22 protein-coding genes and 1 pseudogene are annotated in these 22,472 nt (G+C 34.2%); 4 read left to right on the top strand and 19 right to left on the bottom strand.

All coding sequences use genetic code 11. The features are described 5' to 3' along the window. Positions 1–152: 152 nt before the first annotated feature. Positions 153–962, bottom strand: coding sequence for an MBL fold metallo-hydrolase (locus I5818_RS05040; RefSeq protein WP_078109374.1), 810 nt, complete (start codon positions 960–962; stop codon positions 153–155). Positions 963–1,452: 490 nt separating this feature from the next. Between I5818_RS05040 and I5818_RS05035 the strand changes: the two are divergent. Together I5818_RS05035 and I5818_RS05030 are read left to right on the top strand one after the other, a co-directional pair. Next, positions 1,453–2,223, top strand: a pseudogene (locus I5818_RS05035) (alpha/beta hydrolase). 74 nt (positions 2,224–2,297) lie between these two features. Beyond that, positions 2,298–2,864, top strand: a complete 567-nt coding sequence (locus I5818_RS05030) for a glycerol-3-phosphate responsive antiterminator (protein WP_078109381.1) — start codon at positions 2,298–2,300, stop codon at positions 2,862–2,864. Between the two features lie 72 nt (positions 2,865–2,936). Here the strand turns inward: I5818_RS05030 and I5818_RS05025 are convergent, their stop codons facing one another. From I5818_RS05025 to I5818_RS05010, 4 genes are all read right to left on the bottom strand, one after another. Next, positions 2,937–3,638, bottom strand: coding sequence for an MgtC/SapB family protein (locus I5818_RS05025; RefSeq protein ID WP_071975191.1), 702 nt, complete (start codon positions 3,636–3,638; stop codon positions 2,937–2,939). A gap of 25 nt (positions 3,639–3,663) precedes the next feature. After that, a complete protein-coding gene (locus I5818_RS05020; RefSeq protein WP_071975192.1) occupies positions 3,664–4,464 on the bottom strand; it encodes an HAD-IIA family hydrolase in 801 nt (266 codons plus the stop codon). 105 nt (positions 4,465–4,569) lie between these two features. Then, positions 4,570–4,686, bottom strand: coding sequence for an HAD hydrolase family protein (locus I5818_RS05015; protein WP_235849543.1), 117 nt, complete (start codon positions 4,684–4,686; stop codon positions 4,570–4,572). Between the two features lie 172 nt (positions 4,687–4,858). Continuing rightward, positions 4,859–5,242, bottom strand: coding sequence for an HAD family hydrolase (locus I5818_RS05010; protein WP_169846866.1), 384 nt, complete (start codon positions 5,240–5,242; stop codon positions 4,859–4,861). A gap of 162 nt (positions 5,243–5,404) precedes the next feature. On the opposite strand from I5818_RS05010, the gene I5818_RS05005 reads away from it, so the two are divergent. Beyond that, positions 5,405–5,611 (top strand): hypothetical protein, encoded by a 207-nt coding sequence (locus I5818_RS05005; RefSeq protein WP_078109377.1) that lies wholly within the window; start codon positions 5,405–5,407, stop codon positions 5,609–5,611. A 315-nt stretch (positions 5,612–5,926) separates the two neighbouring features. On the opposite strand, the gene I5818_RS05000 is transcribed toward I5818_RS05005, so the two are convergent. After that, positions 5,927–6,706: an endonuclease/exonuclease/phosphatase family protein gene (locus tag I5818_RS05000; RefSeq protein WP_078109378.1), complete on the bottom strand. Its 780-nt coding sequence runs from the start codon at positions 6,704–6,706 to the stop codon at positions 5,927–5,929. Positions 6,707–6,913: 207 nt separating this feature from the next. Beyond that, positions 6,914–7,318 (bottom strand): KDGP aldolase, encoded by a 405-nt coding sequence (locus I5818_RS04995; RefSeq protein WP_139358060.1) that lies wholly within the window; start codon positions 7,316–7,318, stop codon positions 6,914–6,916. 311 nt (positions 7,319–7,629) lie between these two features. Here I5818_RS04995 and I5818_RS04990 point away from each other — a divergent pair, with 311 nt between their 5' ends. Beyond that, positions 7,630–7,995 carry a hypothetical protein gene (locus tag I5818_RS04990; RefSeq protein ID WP_058003447.1) on the top strand — a complete coding sequence of 122 codons (366 nt, stop codon included), beginning with the start codon at positions 7,630–7,632 and terminating at the stop codon, positions 7,993–7,995. 747 nt (positions 7,996–8,742) lie between these two features. Here I5818_RS04990 and I5818_RS04985 read toward each other — a convergent pair. From I5818_RS04985 to I5818_RS04930, 12 genes are all read right to left on the bottom strand, one after another. Continuing rightward, positions 8,743–9,078, bottom strand: a complete 336-nt coding sequence (locus I5818_RS04985; protein ID WP_078111277.1) for a rhodanese-like domain-containing protein — start codon at positions 9,076–9,078, stop codon at positions 8,743–8,745. Between the two features lie 55 nt (positions 9,079–9,133). After that, positions 9,134–9,877 carry an ABC transporter ATP-binding protein gene (locus I5818_RS04980; RefSeq protein ID WP_235849834.1) on the bottom strand — a complete coding sequence of 248 codons (744 nt, stop codon included), beginning with the start codon at positions 9,875–9,877 and terminating at the stop codon, positions 9,134–9,136. Then, positions 9,856–11,001, bottom strand: a complete 1,146-nt coding sequence (locus tag I5818_RS04975; protein ID WP_078111275.1) for an ABC transporter permease — start codon at positions 10,999–11,001, stop codon at positions 9,856–9,858. The genes I5818_RS04980 and I5818_RS04975 overlap by 22 nt, the downstream gene beginning before the upstream one ends. A 2-nt stretch (positions 11,002–11,003) precedes the next feature. Beyond that, positions 11,004–12,212 carry an ABC transporter permease gene (locus I5818_RS04970; protein ID WP_169846974.1) on the bottom strand — a complete coding sequence of 403 codons (1,209 nt, stop codon included), beginning with the start codon at positions 12,210–12,212 and terminating at the stop codon, positions 11,004–11,006. Positions 12,213–12,296: 84 nt separating this feature from the next. Next, on the bottom strand, positions 12,297–14,153 hold the full coding sequence (locus I5818_RS04965) for a zinc ribbon domain-containing protein (protein WP_078111273.1): 1,857 nt from the start codon (positions 14,151–14,153) through the stop codon (positions 12,297–12,299). Positions 14,154–14,824: 671 nt separating this feature from the next. Continuing rightward, positions 14,825–16,015, bottom strand: a complete 1,191-nt coding sequence (locus I5818_RS04960) for a helix-turn-helix transcriptional regulator (RefSeq protein WP_078111272.1) — start codon at positions 16,013–16,015, stop codon at positions 14,825–14,827. Between the two features lie 132 nt (positions 16,016–16,147). Next, entirely contained in the window at positions 16,148–17,461 is a 1,314-nt protein-coding gene (locus I5818_RS04955; RefSeq protein ID WP_235849582.1) for a F390 synthetase-related protein, read from the bottom strand. A gap of 26 nt (positions 17,462–17,487) precedes the next feature. Then, a complete protein-coding gene (locus I5818_RS04950; protein ID WP_078109773.1) occupies positions 17,488–18,312 on the bottom strand; it encodes an SDR family oxidoreductase in 825 nt (274 codons plus the stop codon). Continuing rightward, a complete protein-coding gene (locus I5818_RS04945; protein WP_078109774.1) occupies positions 18,291–19,145 on the bottom strand; it encodes an MBL fold metallo-hydrolase in 855 nt (284 codons plus the stop codon). The genes I5818_RS04950 and I5818_RS04945 overlap by 22 nt, the downstream gene beginning before the upstream one ends. Then, the gene (locus tag I5818_RS04940) at positions 19,138–20,130 is read right to left on the bottom strand and encodes an NAD-dependent epimerase/dehydratase family protein (RefSeq protein ID WP_078109775.1); all 993 of its coding nucleotides are present in this window, start codon (positions 20,128–20,130) and stop codon (positions 19,138–19,140) included. Before I5818_RS04940 ends, I5818_RS04945 begins: the two co-directional genes overlap by 8 nt. Further along, on the bottom strand, positions 20,127–21,281 hold the full coding sequence (locus tag I5818_RS04935; protein ID WP_078109776.1) for an ATP-grasp domain-containing protein: 1,155 nt from the start codon (positions 21,279–21,281) through the stop codon (positions 20,127–20,129). The genes I5818_RS04940 and I5818_RS04935 overlap by 4 nt, the downstream gene beginning before the upstream one ends. Continuing rightward, on the bottom strand, positions 21,271–22,254 hold the full coding sequence (locus I5818_RS04930; protein WP_078109777.1) for a beta-ketoacyl-ACP synthase III: 984 nt from the start codon (positions 22,252–22,254) through the stop codon (positions 21,271–21,273). Before I5818_RS04930 ends, I5818_RS04935 begins: the two co-directional genes overlap by 11 nt. Positions 22,255–22,472: the final 218 nt, after the last annotated feature.

The raw sequence follows: 22,472 nt of genomic DNA, 5'->3' as shown, positions 1-22,472 counted from the left end.
AGTTGAAGCATTCACCCACAAAGATCCCGGAGTAAATTTTCACTATTTTGTAAATAATTGGTGAATTTATTCTTCATTCACCATTTTATTTAAGAAGATAATTTATGTCAATCACCTATTTTGAATTTTATAAAATTTCAAATCACTTAAGATTATATATGGATAATCATTCCATCAAATGCTACCTTAATCCCACTTGGAGAAAATAATTCTTCTAATTCCTCATGCATAAGTCCAATATTATGGGAATAATGGGTGGCAATCATTTGACTTCCTTTATGGATCATATTATTTTTTTGAAATATTTTTTGGATATCCTTAACGGCTTCGATATTAAGATGATTTCTTCGTTCTGGAATTAATCCATTTGTACAGTCAAGAATCGCTACATCAATTTTTTTATCCATTAGCCAATCCCATGTAGCATCAGGAAACCATCCAGTGTCATGGCCATAGAATAATGATTTTCCGTCCTTTTCAATAAAAAATAATAAGCATGTCTCGAATGGATTATGATCTGCTAGTAACGGTGTCACCCTGGCTGAATCAATTTGATACGTGTTAAATGGCTGAATAAGTTTGAAATGATAATGTTCTTCTATACTTGGTAGCACTGCTTTACAATTTGCGATTGCTACATCGTGACCGTAGATATGAATGGGATAAGGAATATTGTGAGCAAAGCCTGGTGATCTCATCCCAATATCTCTAGGATGAAAGTGATCGGAGTGTGTGTGGGTAAATAATAAATGTTTAACTTTAAATAAGTCTAATTGATGGGTTAACACATGATGATAAGTATCAGGAGGAAAATCAATCTTCAGTATATCATCGATGATAGCAGAAGAGCGTGTTCGGATATTTTTCCCGCCAAGTTTGCGCGCCTTTTGGCAATGCTGACAATTACAAAATATACCTGGAAATCCTTCAGCTGCAGCTGTCCCGAGAATTTGTATTTTCATTTGATCCTTCCTTCCTTAAAAACTAAGGTTCTTTTCTCAAACATTGTTACTATTTAAGTAAAGTCTTAACAAATAACTATCTGCTGAAGACCGCTATACCTTTCATTTCACTGAGAAAAGAGTAACAAACTATAAGAAAACAGCCAAAACCAATGTTAAAAAATGTAATGAATAATATCCATTGTTTAATCTAGCTGTATAAGGAAACTGAAAAATAACTTCATCATTTAAACAATATGTACTTCACAATAGGTCCATTTTGAAACAATATCACTTTAACCTCCTCTCTTTCATTTGTGGAGAATTCTTTCACAATTAATATAAAAAGTGGATATATTCCCCTATAAACATTATATGGTCATCAATTGGGAAAATTCAATCAATTTAAAAAATATTTTAAAATTCCTTTCTTTTCGATTACATTAGCAGGGTAAATCCAATCTTCTGTCGTATTAGGTTTAAAAAGAGTAGCACCGAAAGGATGATTGAAATGGCCCTCATTCAATGTCAGTTTTATTCACAAGTATTAAATTTGTGCACATCAATGACAGTTATTTTGCCTGAACCATCAATCATAGGGAATAAGTCAAATCAATTTCCAGAAAAAAAGTACCAAACATTATATTTACTTCATGGTTTATCTGACGACGATACGATTTGGCCAAGACGGACCTCCATTGAAAGATACGTCTCTTCTTTAAGGTTAGCAGTTGTGATGCCACAGGTACACCATAGCTTTTATACGGACATGAAATATGGAAATAAGTATTGGACTTTTTTAACTAAAGAGCTTCCCCTTCTTGCACAGTCATTCTTTCCATTATCAACAGCTAGGAAAGATAACTTTGTGGCCGGGCTTTAAATGGGTGGATACGGAGCATTAAAATGGGCTTTAAATCATCCAGAAACATTTAGTGCAGCTGCCAGCTTATCTGGGGTGACTGATATTGTAAAAAGAAAAGTAGATCAGCCGGATGGAATTTTCAACCTAATATTCGGTGATGAGGAACTAACTGGTACGGAACATGATTTATTTGCCTTAATTAAAAAAACGCATGAATGCGAGGAAAAGCCCATTATCTACCAATGCTGCGGAACCGAGGATTTTCTATACGAGGATAATCTTCGTTTTAAGAAGTTTTGCGAGGAGGCAAATTATCCTCTAACAACTAAATTTGAACAAGGAAATCATGAATGGGGATATTGGGATAAAGCGATTCAGGAGGTGCTTGACTGGTTGCCCTTAAATAAAGGACAATGAATAAATTTTGTAGAAATACTATTACATTACTAAAATTTTATGATAGAAAATATTCAATTCAAGGAGATCCAAAGATGACCAATATTGTTGACCTAGTACAATCTCAAGTAATTGCTTCTATTAAAGATGAAGCTGATATCGAAAAGGCGATTACTAGTAAAGCCAATATTATCTTTCTATTAACTGGAAACTTGATCAATATGGAAGATCATCTAGAACGCCTCAAAAAGGCACATAAGCATATTTTTATCCATATTGATTTTATAGATGGCCTATCTAATACGAAAAGCGCCATTAAATATATTGCTTATACTTGGAAGCCTACTGGAATCATCACCACAAAAAGTATGCTGATTAAATATGCAAAAGAAGAAAATCTAATGACCATACAAAGAATATTTTTAATTGATAGATCCGCTATGTCTAAAGGAATTGAAATGAGCCAATCCATTAAACCTGATGCAATCGAAATTTTACCTGGTCTTATGCCTGAAATCATTGATGAATTAACACAAAAAGTCGACTTGCCGATCATTGCAGGTGGATTAATCAGTTCAAAAAAACATATTTTGCAAGGGCTAGAAGCAGGAGCATTAGCAATTTCATCTGGGAACCCCAATCTGTGGAATTTCGATTTATAAACGGATTAAGTAAAAATAGTCCCCATTAATAGAAACGGCTCTATTATTGAGGACTACTTTCATCGATTAAAACTAGCCACTAATTTCTGTACTATAAATTTTATCAATCTTTGCAAGACCGTAGTAGATATCAGGGGTTGTTTGTTTATAACTAACCATAACTTTTAAATCCACTAAATAGCTTTGGTCCTGTAAATCCTTAATTCTTATATGCTCTATTTTAATATTTTTTTCTTGGATATTTTTTAGTACACTAGCAATGTCTTCTTGCTTTTTCAACGTTAGTCTAACTCTGAGTTCCTTCGATCTCAGCCTCTTAACTCCCAGTATTCGAATCAATCCTGGTATTAGCTCCACACTTATAATAAGTAAGATGACACCAGCTATAGCCTCAAAATAAAATCCAGCACCAGTAGCGATTCCAATACCTGCTGCTCCCCAAACTAATGCAGCTGTCGTCAGGCCTGAAATGGTATCGTCCCCTTTCCTCATAATCACACCAGCACCTAAAAAGCCAATTCCCGAAACGATTTGAGCAGCTAATCGTAGAGGATCCATTTGAATATTAATGTATTTCGATCCAGGAAATAAATAAGCAGATTGGATGGATACAATGGTCAGTAAGCAACTAACAATTGAAATAACCAAGCTTGTTTTTAATCCTAAAGGCTTCCTTTTCAGTTCACGTTCTAAACCAATCGTTAATCCTAAAATTGCTGAAATAGACAGCTTTATTATCGTATCAATATCCACATCTGCAAATAATTCCATCATGTATAGTCATCTCTTTTCTATCAAACTATTTAATCGATGTCATATCCTGCATCGATACAATTTCCTTTATGCTATTCAATATATAGGTAGGTTGAATTCTGGACTCTTTTAATAGCTCTCTCGTTGTAATTCCAGTTAATACAAGAATGGTATTTAGTCCATTTTCATTGCCCATTAATATGTCCGTTTCTAAACGATCACCAATCATATAACATTGCTCCGGCTTTAATTGGAGAATATCATTGACAACAAACTCTGCAGTTAATTTCGATGGTTTTCCAATAATTACATCAATTGACTTCCCTGTCACTCCCTCCATGGCACCGATCATCCCTGCACAATCAGGAATTTGTCCGCCATCCACAGGACAAGTTCTATCTGGATTCGTAGCCAAAATGGTTGCATTATTTTTTACCCATGCCTGATATGCAATATTTAACTTGTCATAATGAAATTGACGATCCCAGCCTAAAACAACATAGGTAGCTATATCTGCGTTATTTGTCATTCGAATATTCTCAGCCATTAATTCTTGGATCAGTGCTTCTTCCCCAATGACATAGGCTGCATCGGTTTGAGTCATATGTTCTTTTAAATACTTGCCCGTAATGTAATTAGAATTAATAATTTCCTCTAATGACACCTGAATTCCTAATCGATTTAGTTTTTCTACATACTCCTCCCTTGTTGCTATCGATTTATTTGTCAGAAAGACAAGCTTATCCCCTCTAGCTCTTAAAGTTTGAATTACTTCAGCTGCCCCATCAATTAGTCGATTATCTAAATAAACGGTTCCATCTAAATCAAAAATATATCCCTTTTGCATGATCTATCCTCCAGGTCTAATCTGTTCGAATATTGATTCTTACTAAACTAATAAATATCGAGTAATAGTTTTAGCAACACCATCCTGCTCATTCGTATCGGTTATTCAGTCAGCAGCTTTTTTTATATCCTCATTACCATTATCCATTGCTACACCAAGACCGACAGCTTGAATGAGCTGTAAATCATTCCAACTATCACCAATTGCCATTACCTCTTCCATACTAATATCCAGTAAATCACATACTTTTTTTATGCCATTTTTCTTAGTTGTTCCTTAAAAGAAATTTCGAGATTATTTCTAGAAGATTTAGTGATTTCTAGATAAACCCAATTACATATTTCTTCATATATCCCATAAATAACTGATTGGTTATCATGTCTAACTCCGAATTTCATCCAATGTTGTTCAAAAAATTAGCTGGCCAATCCCTTTTTCTAAACAATCCTTTTTCACTGTATCCCCAAAACCATGAATGGGTATCAATCGCTATTTTATGTAACTTTTGAAATGTATCAATGTTGATTAAATGTCTTTCCAATAGTTTTCCGGGCTCCATCCATATCTCTGCCCCATTTAGCAATACTAGTGGAAATGATATACCCAGCTTTTCCCAATATATTTTCGTATTTGGTACTCCTCGACCAGTGGAAAAAACAACAATAATCCCTGCTTTAACAACATTTTGGATAGCTAAACTTGTATTACGTGAAATCTCATGATTATTTAAAAGCGTTGTACCATCCAAATCTAAGGCAAGCAATCGATATTTCGACAAAATATTCCCACTCCTTTCCAAAAGCGATTTGAAGGTATCCTTGCTAAAGCTAAAAAAACCAAGCTATAAAAACCTTATAAAATAAGGTTAAATAGCTTGGGTTTTCTCTTCTTCTCTTCCCATGCATATATTAGATGAATTTATGACTGGTTAGTCGAAATTATGCTTGATCTCTTAAAATTCTTTGGACCGATCGTTTATACATTATTAATTAATCTCATCATGGACTCCAAGCAGGTTTTTATGGGAGCAATTATCCCTACTTCTGCTACGCTTAAAATTATGTGGATGCCTTTACTACTACTCCTTTACAAAAAAAGCTTAAATACAAGGTACGAAACATTGGATAAAATAGGATTTAAAGAATAAGAGCGGGCAGTAAATATAGAATCCCAGTAGGAAATTACCGCTTTCTTTTAATAGAATCAGCCGTTTCTATTTCTAACACCCCTTTTGATTATTTTTAAAATAAATACATTCAGTAGGAAGCTTAAAAAAAAATCCCCAAAAAGAATAATCGACAACAACCTAAATTACTGTTGCTGTCATCATTCTCTTTGGGGTTCTCTTATTCTCCACCCTAAATGATGAATTAAATAGTCATATAATGAATTCGCTTTCATAGTACTTAAAAAAAGTATAGTTAAATTAAATACATATGTCAATTCAATAAATTATAAGTTTTTAAAATATTGTACAGCTAATAATGACAGGGAAGTGATCACTTGGAAAAGAACCATTAATACAATCATCCACAATCTTAATCCAATGTATATCTATTTCTGCTCGGGCTAAAATCCAATCTATCCTCTGATCCCCACCATCTGAATACATAAAATCATTCTTAGTACCTAGATTCTTATTCACGTGCTCCCTTGCAAGATCCCAGGTATCTCTAAATAGCCCAGGCTGGATCAATATATTGTAAGGCTCTGTATGAACATCTGTATTGAAATCACCCGTTAAAAAGACAGGAAGTTTAGGATCTAATTCATTTAGTTTTTCACTAATTTGCTGTGCTCCTAATATTCGAGCTTTCTCACATATATAATCTAGATGTGTGTTCATATGATAAAATACTTGGCCATTTCTTTTATCAAGGAATTTAGCCCAAGTAACCATACGAGGTATTTTATTTCCATAGGTCATTGATCCAATAATATTTGGCGTATTGGAGAGCCAAAAATGATCATATTCTATGATAGAAAACTGATCTTTCTTATAAAATATGGCCATATAATCATCTTTACTTCCCCCTTGTCTTCCTAAACCGATCCAATCATATTCTGGCAATAATTGAAGTAAATCCTGAATTTGTATGTATAAACATTCTTGTGTACCAATAATGTCTGGAGATTCTCTATCAATGATATTTCTAATTAATTCCCTTCTTTCTTGCCAGTTGTTTTCCGGATTGTCATCAATATGAAGCATATTGTAAGTCATGATTTTAATCTGGTCCATCGCTTATCTACCTCTTTCAAAAATTAATAAAAGCCCATTAAGACAACTAAGAAACCAATGGACCAACTTACTGTTTCTTATTTGTTTTAATGGGCTCTCTTCATCTCTTCCCTTTTTTAATAGTTTAAAATTGGATAGAATATTTTGTCAATAGATATTTTCTCATTTAGGTAAAAACAGCCATCTATTAGATGACTGTTTATTACCTTACCATTCCATTGAAATTAATCGCTCAATATCGCCAATCCTCGTTTCGCCACTATCCTTATCCACTAAAGATGTATATAAATGCGGAATAACTATTTGTGCTCCATTTTCTAGGCATGTCTGAACAATACGTTCAACATTTTCAAGTGTTATTCCGCCTGTAGGTTCAAATACTTTGATTCCCGCACCTGTTGCCGCTTTTACCATCTCAGCGACTTCATCTAACCGTTGATCACCATCAATTGGGTAAAACTTAACAGAATCCACACCTATTTCAGCAAGCATGGAAGCGGCAAGTCCTACTGAGACTGTTTCCCTCCATTTTGAATTGCAGTTAAGTTGGAAGATTACTTCTGGGGAAAAGTAGGGACATACACGCTGGAAAAATAAAAACTCTCGTTTCATATCAGCTATTATGCAATATCTGTTTCATATTCGATGCTTAAAGTAAACAAGGAGATAAAGCATAAAGAGTGCCCGTTACCCTTTATTTGGAAGAAAAATAGGAAAATCCTTGGTTATATGGATGAATCAGTTAAGATATAATTATAAATAATTGAAAATTGCTTCTTAAAGAAAAGGATCTTTTCTATTACTTTGTTGTTATTTCTCATGAAGTTATAAAAAAGAGCTACATCTTAATGAGAATCTCCTTCATAAATTCCAAGATTTTAAGTTTACACGCTTACAAAATAAGTTGAAAAAGGTGAAATTATTTGGACATCCAGGAATTAGGCCAAAAAATCAATCAATGTACGGAGGATCTCGACTTCCTTTCTGCCCGAAGATACATTGAAGAAAATTTAACTATTTTAGAGGACCATAAGTATTTATTGAAAAGTAATGCACGAGAAATATTTAACTTTGTTAAAGAAAGACTTGAATCTGGCTACCCACCTCTTACAAAGCAGGAAAAGGCAGTTATAAACTCCATCAATACATATGCTTATAATTTTGACTTAAGAGGAATTAAACTAGTATTAAAAAGTAAAGCCAAACTATTCCTAAGAGAAGATATTATTAGCTACCTCAATGAAGATGCAAGGAATCTTTTAAAAAGTATGGGTGCAATAAACGAGTAACAAACAGGAACGCCTCTATAATTATATCAATACATGCGTGATCTAATTGCTTCTAATCATTTAGATTTTCCTAATAACCGGGCAACTCTTTTCTCTTCACTTGGTTCTGCCCGGAAATGCAGATTTTCTCTTTCTTGATTTTCCAGGTGATATTTCAAATTTCAAACGACCTTTAAGGTATACCTAACTGCCTTTAGCAGTTGTCCAATAGGCAGATGATTTTAAGTCATCTACCTATTGGACAAGGTCTCTTTAATAAAATGAATGCTCATAAATAATTAATCATAAGAAATATGGTAAATAATATAAGAAGCTTATTAGAATTCCTAAAATGCAAAATGAATATATTCCTATATAAAAAGGACTTAACCTTACTTTAAATACTGTCACATTGTACTGTACTCCACCATAATACTTATCTAAAACTTCTTGTTGATTAAGTGAGTAATTTCTAAAATAATTATATATCCACGTTATACCGATTAGTAAAAAACTGACTACAAAAAGTGTATCGATAAAATCATATTTATATAAAAAGGAAATAGCCAAAACAATTATTAACTGGACTATGATTGTTGTTCCCACTATTAAACTTTTACCTTTTTTAGTACTAATCATTTTTATATAATTTTTTTCTAATTTACTAAATAAAAATCCCCAAATAAAGGCAAAACATATCACTATTGAAATTAGAATTATTGTAACTATTACTCGTTTATAGAACTCCATTTCAATACCTCTTTTATTTTAGATATTTTCCCTCTTCAGATACTCCTTCCATGCTGTCAAACCGCCTTCTAACACCTGTACATTATAATCGTGCTCTGCTAATATTTTTGCACATTTCATTGCGGAGTTACCGGTAGTACAAGTAACGATGATTTCTTCACTTTTAGAAAGAACTTCTTTAATTCTATCCTCCGATTCTTCGAAATTAAAGATGCTTGTTTTTGGAATATTATAAGAGTCTTCTATATGATCATTCATAAACTTTTCCTGTGCTCTTACATCTAAAACAAACAATTTATCATTTCTTTTCCTTTTTTCATCTAATTGTTTCGGTGTGATCTTTTTTATTTCCAATAATATACCCCTTTCTATTAATGTCTTTATCAAAATTATAACATGCGGTTATTTTCTATTCATTTAATAATCGATACATTACTTGTTCATCTGTCTGTAATGGAGTTTGTTCTTTCATCATGTCTTTGGCATCATTAATGGTTCCGATAAAATGGATCTTACCTTGTTTTAACACACCAATCCGATCACAAAGAAATAGAATTTCACTCATATCGTGTGTCGTATAAACAATCGTTTTTCCTTTTTCCGAAAGCTTCTTTATATATTGATTGATTTCCAATTTCGATTGAAGATCAATACCAACCGTTGGCTCATCCATTAATAAAACATCAGGATCATGGATAAGTGCAACAGCAATATTTAGTTTACGCTTCATCCCCCCCGATAGCTTTGATACCTTTTCTGTCCATTTTTCCTCTAAGTGAACGGTTTGACAAATCTTAAATAATTTCTTATTTGATACCTTACCTTTTGTAAATTTACTCCAAAAAACTAAGTTCTCTTTGACAGTCATATCTTCCCAAAGTGAAATATCTTGTGGAACATACCCGATTAGTTGCCTCGCTTGTTTTTTTTGCTTAACTAAATCTAATTGTTTCACCGTCACAGAGCCAGTCGATGGCTGAGAAATAGTTGCTAAAATGGAAAGCAAGGTTGATTTTCCTGCCCCATTCGGACCTAATAATCCAAATACCTCTCCCTTTTTAATTTCCAATGATACATCCTGTAAAATCGCTTTTTTCCCAAATTGCTTTGATATTCTTGAAATAGTTATCATTAGACTTTCTTTAACCTCCATATCGCCATCGCCCATAGGATGACACTCACTAATATTAAGAAAACGGAATAGTTAACTGCGGATGCGGAATCTAAAATAAAGAAGCTTTGCGGCATCCAATGAGATAAAGTCGCAAGCGATGGAGTAATGTCTCCAATCGGAAAAAAGCTCCCCCCGATAATCCCTATCAAAAAGGTTATGAAAAATCCAGCAATATAGTATGTCCCTAGCTGAGAGATAAAACTTGCTACACCTGAACATAAAGCTACACAAAAGATGATAAAAAGGACCATCATTATAAACATTCTTAGGCTAGACTCAATCATATGAAAGTGAACCAATAAGAAATAGCTGATTGTTAATTGAATGATATGAAAAAATAGATTGGCACCTGAGCTTTGCAGCAAATACCCCATCAATCCTTTTTTCATCGTTTGTATCCGTGGAAAGATCTTTTTCTGCTCCTTTACGATCCAATCTGAAGTGAAGAAACAAGCAAGCATAGTAAAAAAACTCCAAAGTCCTAAAAATGAGGTAAAATCAAGGTTTTTTTTGCTTTCTTTAGCCTTCTTATCCCCATTATCACGATAGTCGATTGTCATTAAAGGCTCTGGTTCCCATTGTTTATCAGTATATTCATAAGCTTCATTCCATAATTGGTTCGATTCGCTAAGCTTTCCAAACCTTCTCTCCATTAAATTTACTACACGATTTGATGCTTTAATGGTGGTCGTCAACCGGGTTATCTTGCTAGCTACAAGCTCCCTTACTACTCCTGTAGCTAAAGAAGATGGGGAGATCCATAACTCGATTGTTTCTTCCCAGTCTTCATCCATTAACCGTTCTTGAAAATCTCTCTTTATGTAAAAAACACTGTCAACATCATTCCGTACAAGTAGTTTTTCTGCATTACTGGCTGTTGTCTCACGTACAACTAATCTTGGTTCATTCTTCAAATCTTTAACCACTGTCTTTGAAAAATTATGTTGGTCTTCATTCACAACTGCAATTGGGATAACTAATTCTTGCTGCTGTTTCTCAAAAAGAAAACCGAAGAAAAATGTAGCAGCGATAGGAAAAAGAAAAAAGAACATCATCCATGGCTTATAAAATATATACTTTAATTTCTGAATTAGAATTCCCATTCTTAAAGGAACCTCCTTTTCCTGGCATTAAGCAAAATGGAAATGAATAGAAATCCACAGGATGATAGGAGTAGAAGCTTAAATGAATGACTCAAAGAGGACGTCCATTCCCCATGGAAAATTTCAAGCATAAAGGTAAGTGCCCATGCATTCACCGAGTAACTACTCATTTGCTCCAACCAAGATGGATAATATGCGGTCGGAATAAGATGTCCACCAACAATGGCTCCAACTAATATGAAAATAACTCCCATAAGTAGAAACACTTTTTCCCTTTGGAAAAGGGATTCTAGCATGAGGAAGAACAAGGAAAAGACCAATGAGATCAGTATCGATCCAAAAACAAACGACCAAGGTGCTAATTCCATCCAAATGATCAATGGAATTCCTATGATTAAAGAACAACCCATTACCAATAAAAATAGAGCAACAAATTTAGCAGCAATAATATGGATTGGTGTAATACCATACGACAATAATCGCAAACTCACCGATTGATTAATTCGTGATGAAAGTAGTAATTGGCCACAAAATCCCCAGATCATTAATAACAGAATAAAAAAGGAAATAGCGTAGTATTGTAGAATGTCTTCCTGAAACAATGATGCTTTTTTCACCTCTTCAAACACCTGACCACGTCCTAACACATGTAGTGCATAGGTTACTATATTTTTTCGGAGTTCTTTTTTTCTTACATCTTTAGGAAAATCATTTTCTACCATAAAATCATTGACCGTATTGATTCCACTTTGCGCTGCAGATGTAAGGTCGGCCGCACTTTTCAGTAAGTAGTGGATTAATTGTGATTGCAATGGACGCCTTTGATTCCCAATTACTTGAACGGGGGTATTCTCTCCATGAGCAACATTCCCACTAAACCCCTTGGGTATATAAATAACTCCCGCTATTTCATTCTTATTTAGCAGCTCATCAGCATGGGTTTGATTAGTTTGAATCGTTTCCATTAGTTGATTTAAATGATCATTGTCTGTGAGCTGCTTAATAACCATTTTTGTTTCAAAGGTAGGATCCTCGTTAACAATTGCGACCTGAAATGGTTGTACACGGGATTCTTGTTGAAACAATTGACTACCAATTAAACCAATACCTGAAATAAATAAAATAGGAATAAAAATAATAGCAAAGATTACTTTTTTAGTACTAAATAAAGCTTTTACATAGAAAGATAGGAATATAGTAAAATTCCCCAAGCTCACACCCCCCTATTGAAATTATTTAGGTTCAAAAACATTTCAGGCACCACCCAATAATTGGATGGTGCCCTAAAAACTTACTTAAATCCCGGAGTACTCTTCATCTTCTAGATAATACTCATCATCCATTGGTCCAGTGAACATGTCTTGAAGTCCCAAACTTTCCACTAAACCTTGAATATTAACCATAACTTTTTCCTGAATATCCATCATTTGTTCCGGAGTGATTTTAGTGATATTAATTCCATTTTGATCGGCTTTTGGAATCGTTAGACTATCTTTTAATTTTGTTTCAGAATCAACCTTTAATGAGACGGATCCTCCCATTCCTTCTGCCTTTACATTTAATTTAATATCCATTGCATCTTTTTGATAGTTTTTCTTTACATTCACGTCATTTGTTTGATTTATTGTCCCACTCAAATCAAAATCTGATGGAATTTCAACAAAATTTGGTCCTGAAAACCCGATGTTGAAATCTCTTTTTACTTGATGCTTTTCATTCATCTTTCCATCATAATTCGAATTCATCGTAAATTTGATTGATCCTGACTCTTCTCCAGGATCTGAAACAGAAAGTTCAGCAGTCAATTTTTCTTTTCGCTGCTCTTTTTTCTTTTCATCAATATCATTATTTACTTTAATTGAAACTTCTTCTTTTGAATTATAATCATTCATAAGTAAATGAAACTCTTTAAATTGTTTCTTATCGCCATAAGGAACATTTTTCGTGGAGATAGTTAATTTAACTGGCTCTTCTCCCTTTTCTGTTCCCATTGTCATTTTACGCTCAACCACTTGCTCTTTATCATTGATTAGTAGAACCGACTTAATTCCACCCTTAACCTCTTTATCTTTTAATTCATCCTTAATATCATCAATTGCACGATTCATTTCCTTTTTGAACCATGCTCCATCCATCTTTTCTCCATTTACTTCACTAGCCATCGCTTGTGTTTTTGTTAATTCGACAAAGCGCTTAGCCAGCATATCTTGGAATTTTTTATCTGCCTTTAAATGATCTAAAAAATTGGTTAGAACAGTAGTAGCTTCTTTTGGCGACATATCTAATGTTACTTGACGTAACTTTAATGTCTCCCCTTTGAACTTATATTCTACTCCTTTTTCTAAAGTAAAATATTCATCTTTTAATTGGTCATTAAGGAATTTTCCATATCTTGTTGCTAAATATTTCTTTTCACTATCTGTAAATTCAATATCCTTTAAACTAGTATTGGATAGCTCAAGCGTATCTGGACCATTGTAATAAGGATCACTCATACGCATAAAGTCGCCAAATTCATTCGTATTTAAATACAATGCTTTATCATATAGTGTAGGTACTTTTAGCCCTAACTGTTCTTTTGATTGGAAAACCTCAACATCAAGTGCCTTTTCTTTATCTAGATTTAAAGAAAGGGTATGGTGTCCTGCTTCCTTTTTTGGATCCTGGTCACTTTTTACTGCAATCGATACGCCATTTAAAATTTCTTGTACCATTTCAATTTCAGGAGTCATTAGCGCATCATCAAGTTTAAAGTTTCCACTTATATTTACCGTTGAACTTGATGGTTTTTCTAGCATATCCTTTTGAAAGGCAATACTGTTCCCATAATTATCATCAATTTCTTTCGTCATATTTTTGAAAGAATTATATTCTGATAGTAAATAAAGTTCCTTAGGAGATTTTTTAAATACAAAGGCGGAAACAGTCCCCGCACCAATCAATAAGATGGCTGCCAAAATAGCGATGACTTTTCCTTTAAATGGTTTTCTAGCAGGTTGCTTTTCCTGTTCATCAAGAGGTATATGTGCCTCAAGAGCCGCAGATGCTTCTTGCATAGAATCCTGGTTTCCTCCCCCTACAGAAGAACCACATGATGGACAAAATTTAGAATCCTCTTTTAATTGCCCACCACATTTTGAGCATAAATTCATACTTTTTTCCCCTTTTCATTTTTTATTACACATGCTTTATACATAATAATCATAAATAACCTACAGTTCTATATATTCGACAAAAGTAGACAATAACTCATCCTTTCACCCTATGTTAAAATAAGGAAAATAGTGTAAAATACCTATTACACCTCCGTTTTTTAAATAGGTAAAATTACCTAAAGAGCTTTTCTTACAACAAAATAAGGTTAAACATTAAGCAAACTATCCGGCATTACCTTTATATGTATAGAACAATTAGGTTAATTATGATTATTTATATATATAATTTGGAATCTTTTTGAATGCTATGGAGTAGATTCATCTTTAAATGAGATTAGCCGATGCGTGATTTTACCCTTGATTGAGAGGAAATGTTATAAGGGGGGCTCATTACAATTTTAACCAAGCAGATAGATGGAGTACATTTTTATCGGACAGGGGGCTTTCAAACCCACATGTCCATTTTGTTTTCGTATAGTTGTTGCCTTTGTAAAGCCTTACTGCTAGCTATAAAGAGCGCTCAACTCCTGTAACGCTATTTTCAGTGAAATGAAGAGACTTGTCCTTCTTCGACCTATTTTTCTTAGGTAAAACTTAGCTAAAATAGCAACCTTGTTTGTGAAAAGGGAATTTTATATAAAGTTATACGTCCAAAAAAGCCGTAAATATCATGCACCTTCATTGTATACATTGAGCATATTCTGTAAGAGAATCTTCATTTGATTTCTAAAATCTTCAGGACCAATGATCTCCACTACTTCTTTTTGGGATAATATCCACACTAGGATGTTGTCTGTGTCTTTTACTTCTATTTCATACGTTGCCCAAGCATTTTCCATTTTTATTTGTTTCGAATTTGGAAATTCTCTTAGTAAGCTCTCTATTAGAACAGATTGAATTTTTAAGGTGACCATTTCTTTGTGTTTAGAAGATGGAATGAATATTTCTGTTGATTGAGGGTTTTCTATTTCATCTATCATGATGCTCTTTCTACTAATTCGAAGATTTTGTATATGCTCTAGTTTGAAATTTCTTTTTCCTTTATTAACACCTTCTAGCATTTCCCCAATAAGATAATAGCTGCCCTCATGAAAATGGATCGAATGAGGTTTTAGAAGACGAACCTTCAACGAAGCATTATCGCTCTTATATATAAAAGATAATCCTTTTCTTTCATCAATTGCCCGCAAAATTACTTCAACATTCGGTAAAAGATCTTTTACATTCGTTTCTTTGCAACAAATATCAAAATCTTGAAATAATTTACTTAATTGTAGCCGAGCCTCATCTGATAATTGTTGGACTAATTTTTTTTCTAATGACTTGATCTCTTTATAACTAAAACTGTTACTTTGGTAAATGTTTAATAGTAGAAGAATCGTTTCAGAATAGGATAATAGTTCAGATTTTCTTATTTTATACATTCCATTTTTTAAATGAATATCAAATTCTTCCAAAAAATTTCTGATTAAATAGATGGATTTTTTAATCGTTGCTTCATGTACACCATATGTAATTGCTTCCTTCTCTATTGATATTTCTTCTCCTTTTAAAAGCCTATTACATAAATCTAAAAGACGTTCTTGTGAATTATAATGTGTATGGTCTCCAAGCTGAGCATCCATAATTTCCTTTACTAGTTTTTGATCGCCATCTATAATTTCCAATTTATGAAAAGTTGGAATTTTATTTTTCAGCTGCTTAATGATGTTTGAGAATCTATCAACGATTTTTCCTTGTTCTATGATTTCATCCTTCTCTTGAATTTCATACCAAAAACGGGAATTATATTGATTTTCCTCCTTATGGATGGTAATACTTTTTGTATTACTTACTTTTAGAAGTAAGGCTGTCCCCAAAATAACCCCTCCTTTTTCTAGGTAATTAGAACCAATCACTTATTATATCGGGAATTTAAAAGAAATTTTTAGTTTTTAATGTGGTTAAATTATTTATAAATAAAAAAATGGAGCCTTCTGATACATTGCGTTTCAGAATGCCCCATGTCTTTCTACTCTTTTTAATTTTCTACCCTTTTCATTTGGTTGATACTTACTAAATCTTAAAGTTGGGATTACGCTATTTTTTTCTTTTAAGAAGGACTGAATCCTATTTTCCACCTGCTCTTTCATATGCTCAGTAAGAGGTTCCATTTGAATTTCTAATTGACTATCTTGATATTGGATAACTCTATATTCCCTTACTTCAGGTGCTGATGTAATAATCCATCTCCTGACAAAGTCAGGGAAAATCGGTAAAGACCCACCATCATTTGTATTGAAATAAAAAATATCATCGCATCTTCCTTCAATTTGTTCAATGGCTTGATGTGGAGAGCCACATAAACATGGATCTTCTTTAATGGTTAAAATGTCATTTAATCGATATCGAATAATAGGCTGTGCTTTGCGTTCAAAATCAGTAATGATCGGAGAAAATCTTTTCTTTTTCTCATCGATCCATTCTTTCTCAATTACAACAATGTCTTCATTTAAGTGCAGGGTTCCATATTTACAGGTTGCAGCAAGAAAACCCTCCGTACATTGATAGACCTGATGTATGATTTGATTAAACACCTTTTCAATATAGTTCTTGTCAATTGGATCTAAGACTTCAGCAACTGTAATTATTTTTTTCGGTTGTAAAACTAGCTCTCCTTGATCAACATACTCAGCTATCATACGCATCATTGAAGGGGGAGCGACTAGAATGGTAGGATTAAGCTGCTTTAACCTTTGAATATGGGTCTTAATTTCCTCTAATAAATCAAAAAAGTGAAATTGAATTCTCCCCTCACTTACTGATTGATAAAGATTACTGTTTGCTCTTAAGAAAAAGGCAATGACTTCCCGAGATCGAATGGATTGAGGAAGTAATTTAGCTAATATCGTTCCTGCCCATGCATTTCTTTCCTTCTCAGAAACGATAAACAATCCTCTATTTCCAGATGTCCCAGAAGAAAGACCAATTGTTACATCATTAATCATCGGTTCAAAATCTCGAGACTCTTCTGCCTCCAAAGCAACATGGAATGCTTCTTCTTTACCAATCCCCATTGTATTTAGATCATCAAAATGGTCCATCATTATCTCTTTGTCAATGGTGGGAAATGTAGTTAATACATCCATTGTCATTGTTAGAGGAATATTTTTTAATCTCTCTTGATAAAAGGTAGAATATTTACAAACATAACGTAAGTGCTTCGCTAACCTTTTCATCTGATACTTCTCAAGCTGATCTCTCGTCCTATACTTCAAGAAATACTTTGTTTTTACATATGCCAACAATATTGATAAAATTCTCAACCAAAGCATCTCCTTTGCTCAAACATTTATTTTAAACGGTTATGAACTACTTTTTCGATCCATTTCCAAGGAAATACTTTTTTCGACACATCTAATGTTTTTGCACCTTTTCCAATCGGGTACCGAAGTTTAGGATGGCGGCTGTTACAGATTTGTACAATTAACTTTGCTACCTTTAATGGATCGTCTCCATTTTGATAGGATTGATTAGCATATTTGTAGATACTCCCAATCAAGGATGATTCCCTATCTATTTGAAAATTCTCCAGCCCCTTTTCCCATATTTTCGTTTTAAATGATGCAGGTTGCACAATCGAGACATCTATCTGATCCTGTCGTAATTCTAAACGGAGGCTCTCACTAAATCCCTCTAAAGCAAATTTAGAAGAACAGTAAGCAGACATTCCTGGCATTCCAATCATTCCGCTAACACTGCTAATATTGATGATTTTAGCTCCTATACTTTTTTTCAATAAAGGCAAGAATGTTTGGGTGACACGAATGGCTCCAAAGACATTCGTGTCAAATTGACGAATATAATCCTCCACATGTAAATCCTCTATTAATCCACCTTCACAATACCCTGCATTATTTATTAAAATATGTAGATGAATATTTTGTTTTTTGAAAAATGCCAAAGCTTGTTGCACCGATTTTTCGTCAGTGATATCCATTTGCAAAATATGGATTCGTTCCTGTGCTTGATAACGTTCCGCTTCTTCCATCAGCTGTGTTTGTTTTTCAACATTTCGCATCGATGCATAAATGGTATATCCACATTTCGCTAGTTCAAGTGCACTATACATCCCAAACCCGCTACTGCTTCCTGTTATGAGAACATTTTTTTCCATTGATCCTCTACCTCTCGACAATGTGATGGTACGATCCACACATCCTGGTTTTTCTCTGCAAAATCATGTATATGAAGAAGAGATCGTTTAAACTCTTTGTAGTTATTGAGAACTAATCTCCCCAACCTTGTAGGCATCGAATTCTTTCTATAACCATCGGAATCCCATGCAGCATCCGCAATCAACCAAATATTTCGATTCCTATATGACAGATAGACTCCCATTTGTCCGTTCGCATGTCCTGAGAGATCTACTGATAGAAGCGAACCATCTCCGAACACATCAAAAACAAACTCTCCAGGTTTCGCTAATCTCCAGGAGTTCTTTACCTTCTCTTGATAGGTGGGGCCTTCCTCTAAAAATTTCACTCTATCTAAGAAATCTTTAGGTAAGAAACCTGGAATAAAACCATTCCGAACCGCTTTCAATCCGACTAAATTTTTGACCGATTCATACGCTTTTTTCGAGCAAATGAATATAGCATTAGGAAAATCCTTTAATCCAGCAATATGATCTCCGTGAAAATGCGTAATGAAAATATACCGAACATCAGATGCCTTCACCCCAAGGCGTTCTAATTGATGTTTTGCACTCTCATGTTTAGAAAATGATAACGGGGTTATCTTTCGATAAAGTGAATATGGAAACGTCTTTGTCTCCTTAAAAAAATAATCACTATATCCCGTATCAATAAGAATATGACCTTTTTTGGAATGCTTTATATAAAAAAAGTGGGCAGGAAACTGAATGATTTTGAAGGGCTTCTCCCGATTTGTCCATTTCTCAACCTGCTTGCAAGCACCCCCTATTAACACATCAAATTGCTCAATCATGTTCTTCTTCCTTCCACCACTGACTAAAATATTCTATTCCTTCTTGAATACTTACCTTTGGTACATAGCCAAGCTCTCTTTTTGCTTTTTCTATATTAATTGTTTGACTTTTAGATAAAACAGTTATGGAATAATTTGTAATTTTTGGTTCTTGTCCATTTTTAAATAAATGCGAGTGCCATTTTAAAAGCTTTGCTGCAATATTTGCAGTTGTTACATTGATCTTCTTCACTCGCAAGCGTTCACCAATTTCATCAAATAGCACATGAAGAACTTGATGTAAGTTCACCTTCTCGCCATTTGATATATTGTATTTCTGCCCCAATGTCTTTTCTGGTGAATCCATGCATAGCAACAATGCATCCACGACATTTTCCACATAGGTTAAATCAATCGTAACATTTTCATTAAAGACAGGGACAAATCCTTCTCTGTTCACTTTGATCAATCGTGGAATAATAGACGTATCACCAGGGCCAAATATAGCTCTAGGTCGAATCGTTATGACAGGCAAACCTTCTTTAAATGCCTCATCCACCTCTTTCTCTGCTAAAAATTTTGTTTCTGCATAATGATTAATAAATTTTTTAGGAAGTGCATCCTCTTCCTTTACGTCTAAACGCTCTTTATTTTTAAAATAAATGCTTGGGGTGGAAACATGAATCATCCTTTTCACACGAGCACTCATTGCACCTTCGATAATATTCTTCGTTCCAATCACATTCGATGCATAAAAATCCTCATATTTTCCCCATGGTGAGGAAAGGGCTGCACAGTGAAAAATATAATCCATTCCTTGACAATGCTCGATAGTAGATTCCTTAATCGATAAATCATTATAAATGAAGCGAATCCCTTTTCCCGCTAATTCCTTTCCTTTCACTTGATTTCTCCCCATCGCTGTTACATGATGCCCCAGCTTTCCCAAACGTATGGCAAGCCTTTCACCGAGAAATCCTGTTCCACCTGTCACTAATATATTCATCCATTATCACCATCCCACGATATATCAAATGTTGTTGCATCAACTAGACTGATTCCTCTTTTTCTACGAATCTTGTTTAATTCTAGCAGGAAGCGAAATTGATAAAAAAAGGGGCCAATATCCCTTATATCAAACAATACATCTTTTGAAGTGACTAACATTCGAAAATACTCTCGTACCCCTGCTATTTTCATAAAGCTTATCACCGATAGTACCCAGGTTGGGTAAATGATCATCGTCCTATTTTTTACTGGAAAAACTAATTCCTGTCTCCTTCCTAAAAAACATTCAACAATATCAGTGCCACGAAACAAATGGATACCGCTTGTTAAACGAGGATTACACTCGATTGGATACACTTCTCCATCCTTCGTTTGAATAAAATCAAAAGCAATTTGACCTGAAAAATTTAGTTTTTTTACAAAAGCAGACACCCATGTTTCAATTGACTTGACCTGTTCATATTGGAATACAGTAGTTGCTCCCATCCCCACCTTATAAATGGATGGATATGTGCAATGTGCCAAGATATTTCCTTGTTGAACAAATGAATAGGTACAATACTGCTTCCCTTCAATCAGCTTCTGAATAACCCAAGGATAGTCCGTGCCTACAGAAACAGAGGTACCCTTATTATCAGGAAAAAACAATAGCTTTGAAGAGAATCTAGAATAAACCGGCTTTGCAATATAGCTTTCATTTCCAAGCTTATTCAATTGATCATTCCATTGTTCCTGCGACTCTATTAAAAAGGTTTGTGGAATGTTTAAACCGAATTCCCTTGCCTTCTGTATAAACGTATATTTATTATGTAACGCTAATAAAGTATCAAACGAGTCGGTCAACACCTTACATGATAATGGAAAGCGCTCCTTTTCCTTGGCAATAAAAAAGATCTCTTCACAAGTAGGAATAAGCAGCTCAATCCCTTCTTTTTCGATAATCGTGATTAACTGTTCGATATAAAGAGCCAAATGAGTTTTTGGGCTAGCTACTAAGTGATATCCCGAAACAGCTTTACTTTTTTTAATCATGCAATGCTTTAGGCTTTCAGCTATATGGACCTCTATTCCATCGCGTTCAAATAACCTTGCTAATTCAATCGTACTATAAGCACGCCCACCGGTAATAAGCACTTTTTTAATACTCAATGATCAATCCCCCGAGTGACAATCCTGCAGATGTTCCTAATAATAATACTTTTTGTCCCCTACGAATCTGATTATTTTGGATAGCATCATGCAATGCTAAGGGAATAGAAGCCGCAATCGTATTTCCATAATTCTTAATTACATTTACCATTTTCCTAGATTCAAAGCCTATTTTTCCAGCCAATATTCTCATCGCCATACCACTTGCTTGATGTGGTACTAACCAATCAATCTCTTCGGTTGAAAGGGATGCTTGATCAAGTAATTCATCCATGAAACCATTAATCACCTTCGAGCTCAAGCGAAAAATAGCTTTCCCATCCATATCAAATAGAAAATCCTCTTTAACAGAATGATCATTCGGATGAAGATGAGTACCACCACCCCTAATCTCCGTGAATCTTGCACCTTCACTATGCGTATACATAAGGGAAGCTCGAATTTTTGATTCCTCTCCATCACTTGATCGTCGAATAACACAAGCAACTGCCGCATCGCCAAACAGAACGTAGCTCTCCTTTTGCATAGGATTGATGCCAATCGAAGCAATATCACTGGATACTAGTAATACATGACGATATTTTCCTGAGTCCACCAAATAACTCATTGTATCCAATGCAGTGACAAAGCTTAAGCAAGTAGAATTGATGTCAAATGCTGGAATTGGTCGCTTTGGCTTCAACTTTTCGTGTATCAATGATGCTGTACAAGGGATTGGCTGCTCCATCGTTCCACTAGCCGACACAATGCAATCAATTCCCTCCAATGTTAGCCCTGCATCTTCAAGTGCCTTTTGTGCAGCCTTTGCTCCCATTTCAGAGGCTGTTTCCCCATTTGCATAATATCTTTTATATACGCCTGACTTTTTCTCGGTCCAACCATCAGAAAGTCCCAATCTTTTATCAATTTCAGATGACAGAACCGCTTTTCCAGGCAAATATTTTCCCATGCCAATGATTTTGATCTTTCTCATTTAAATCCCCCTGTTTTGTATGCTCACTAACCCATTATCTATTAATAGAATACGAATAGTATAAAATTTACAAACTATACAAAAATACCTTTTAATTATACCAAATTGATCCTTTTTCATTATTTATTTCGGAATAATGAAACTTTGTGCCTATATGATACGATTACTATTATTAAATAATTCAGAACTCATGATATTTTTCCGATAACATAGATATG

This window comes from Heyndrickxia oleronia, assembly GCF_017809215.1.
Lineage (GTDB): Bacteria > Bacillota > Bacilli > Bacillales > Bacillaceae_C > Heyndrickxia > Heyndrickxia oleronia.
The sequence above is the reverse complement of the archived record's forward strand: the minus strand, read 5'-3'. Positions and strand labels throughout refer to the sequence as shown.

Coding starts and splice junctions, on each gene's coding strand:
- I5818_RS05025 (WP_071975191.1), bottom strand. CDS start 3,638: ATGATGGAATTATTTGCAGATGTGGATATTGATACGATAATAAAGCTG.
- I5818_RS05020 (WP_071975192.1), bottom strand. CDS start 4,464: ATGCAAAAGGGATATATTTTTGATTTAGATGGAACCGTTTATTTAGAT.
- I5818_RS05000 (WP_078109378.1), bottom strand. CDS start 6,706: ATGGACCAGATTAAAATCATGACTTACAATATGCTTCATATTGATGAC.
- I5818_RS04950 (WP_078109773.1), bottom strand. CDS start 18,312: ATGGAAAAAAATGTTCTCATAACAGGAAGCAGTAGCGGGTTTGGGATG.
- I5818_RS04965 (WP_078111273.1), bottom strand. CDS start 14,153: ATGAATTTATGCTCAAAATGTGGTGGGCAATTAAAAGAGGATTCTAAA.
- I5818_RS04980 (WP_235849834.1), bottom strand. CDS start 9,877: ATGGAGGTTAAAGAAAGTCTAATGATAACTATTTCAAGAATATCAAAG.
- I5818_RS05040 (WP_078109374.1), bottom strand. CDS start 962: ATGAAAATACAAATTCTCGGGACAGCTGCAGCTGAAGGATTTCCAGGT.
- I5818_RS04995 (WP_139358060.1), bottom strand. CDS start 7,318: ATGAAACGAGAGTTTTTATTTTTCCAGCGTGTATGTCCCTACTTTTCC.
- I5818_RS05030 (WP_078109381.1), top strand. CDS start 2,298: ATGACCAATATTGTTGACCTAGTACAATCTCAAGTAATTGCTTCTATT.
- I5818_RS04975 (WP_078111275.1), bottom strand. CDS start 11,001: ATGGGAATTCTAATTCAGAAATTAAAGTATATATTTTATAAGCCATGG.
- I5818_RS04940 (WP_078109775.1), bottom strand. CDS start 20,130: ATGAATATATTAGTGACAGGTGGAACAGGATTTCTCGGTGAAAGGCTT.
- I5818_RS05015 (WP_235849543.1), bottom strand. CDS start 4,686: ATGGAAGAGGTAATGGCAATTGGTGATAGTTGGAATGATTTACAGCTC.
- I5818_RS04945 (WP_078109774.1), bottom strand. CDS start 19,145: ATGATTGAGCAATTTGATGTGTTAATAGGGGGTGCTTGCAAGCAGGTT.
- I5818_RS05005 (WP_078109377.1), top strand. CDS start 5,405: ATGCTTGATCTCTTAAAATTCTTTGGACCGATCGTTTATACATTATTA.
- I5818_RS04930 (WP_078109777.1), bottom strand. CDS start 22,254: ATGAGAAAGATCAAAATCATTGGCATGGGAAAATATTTGCCTGGAAAA.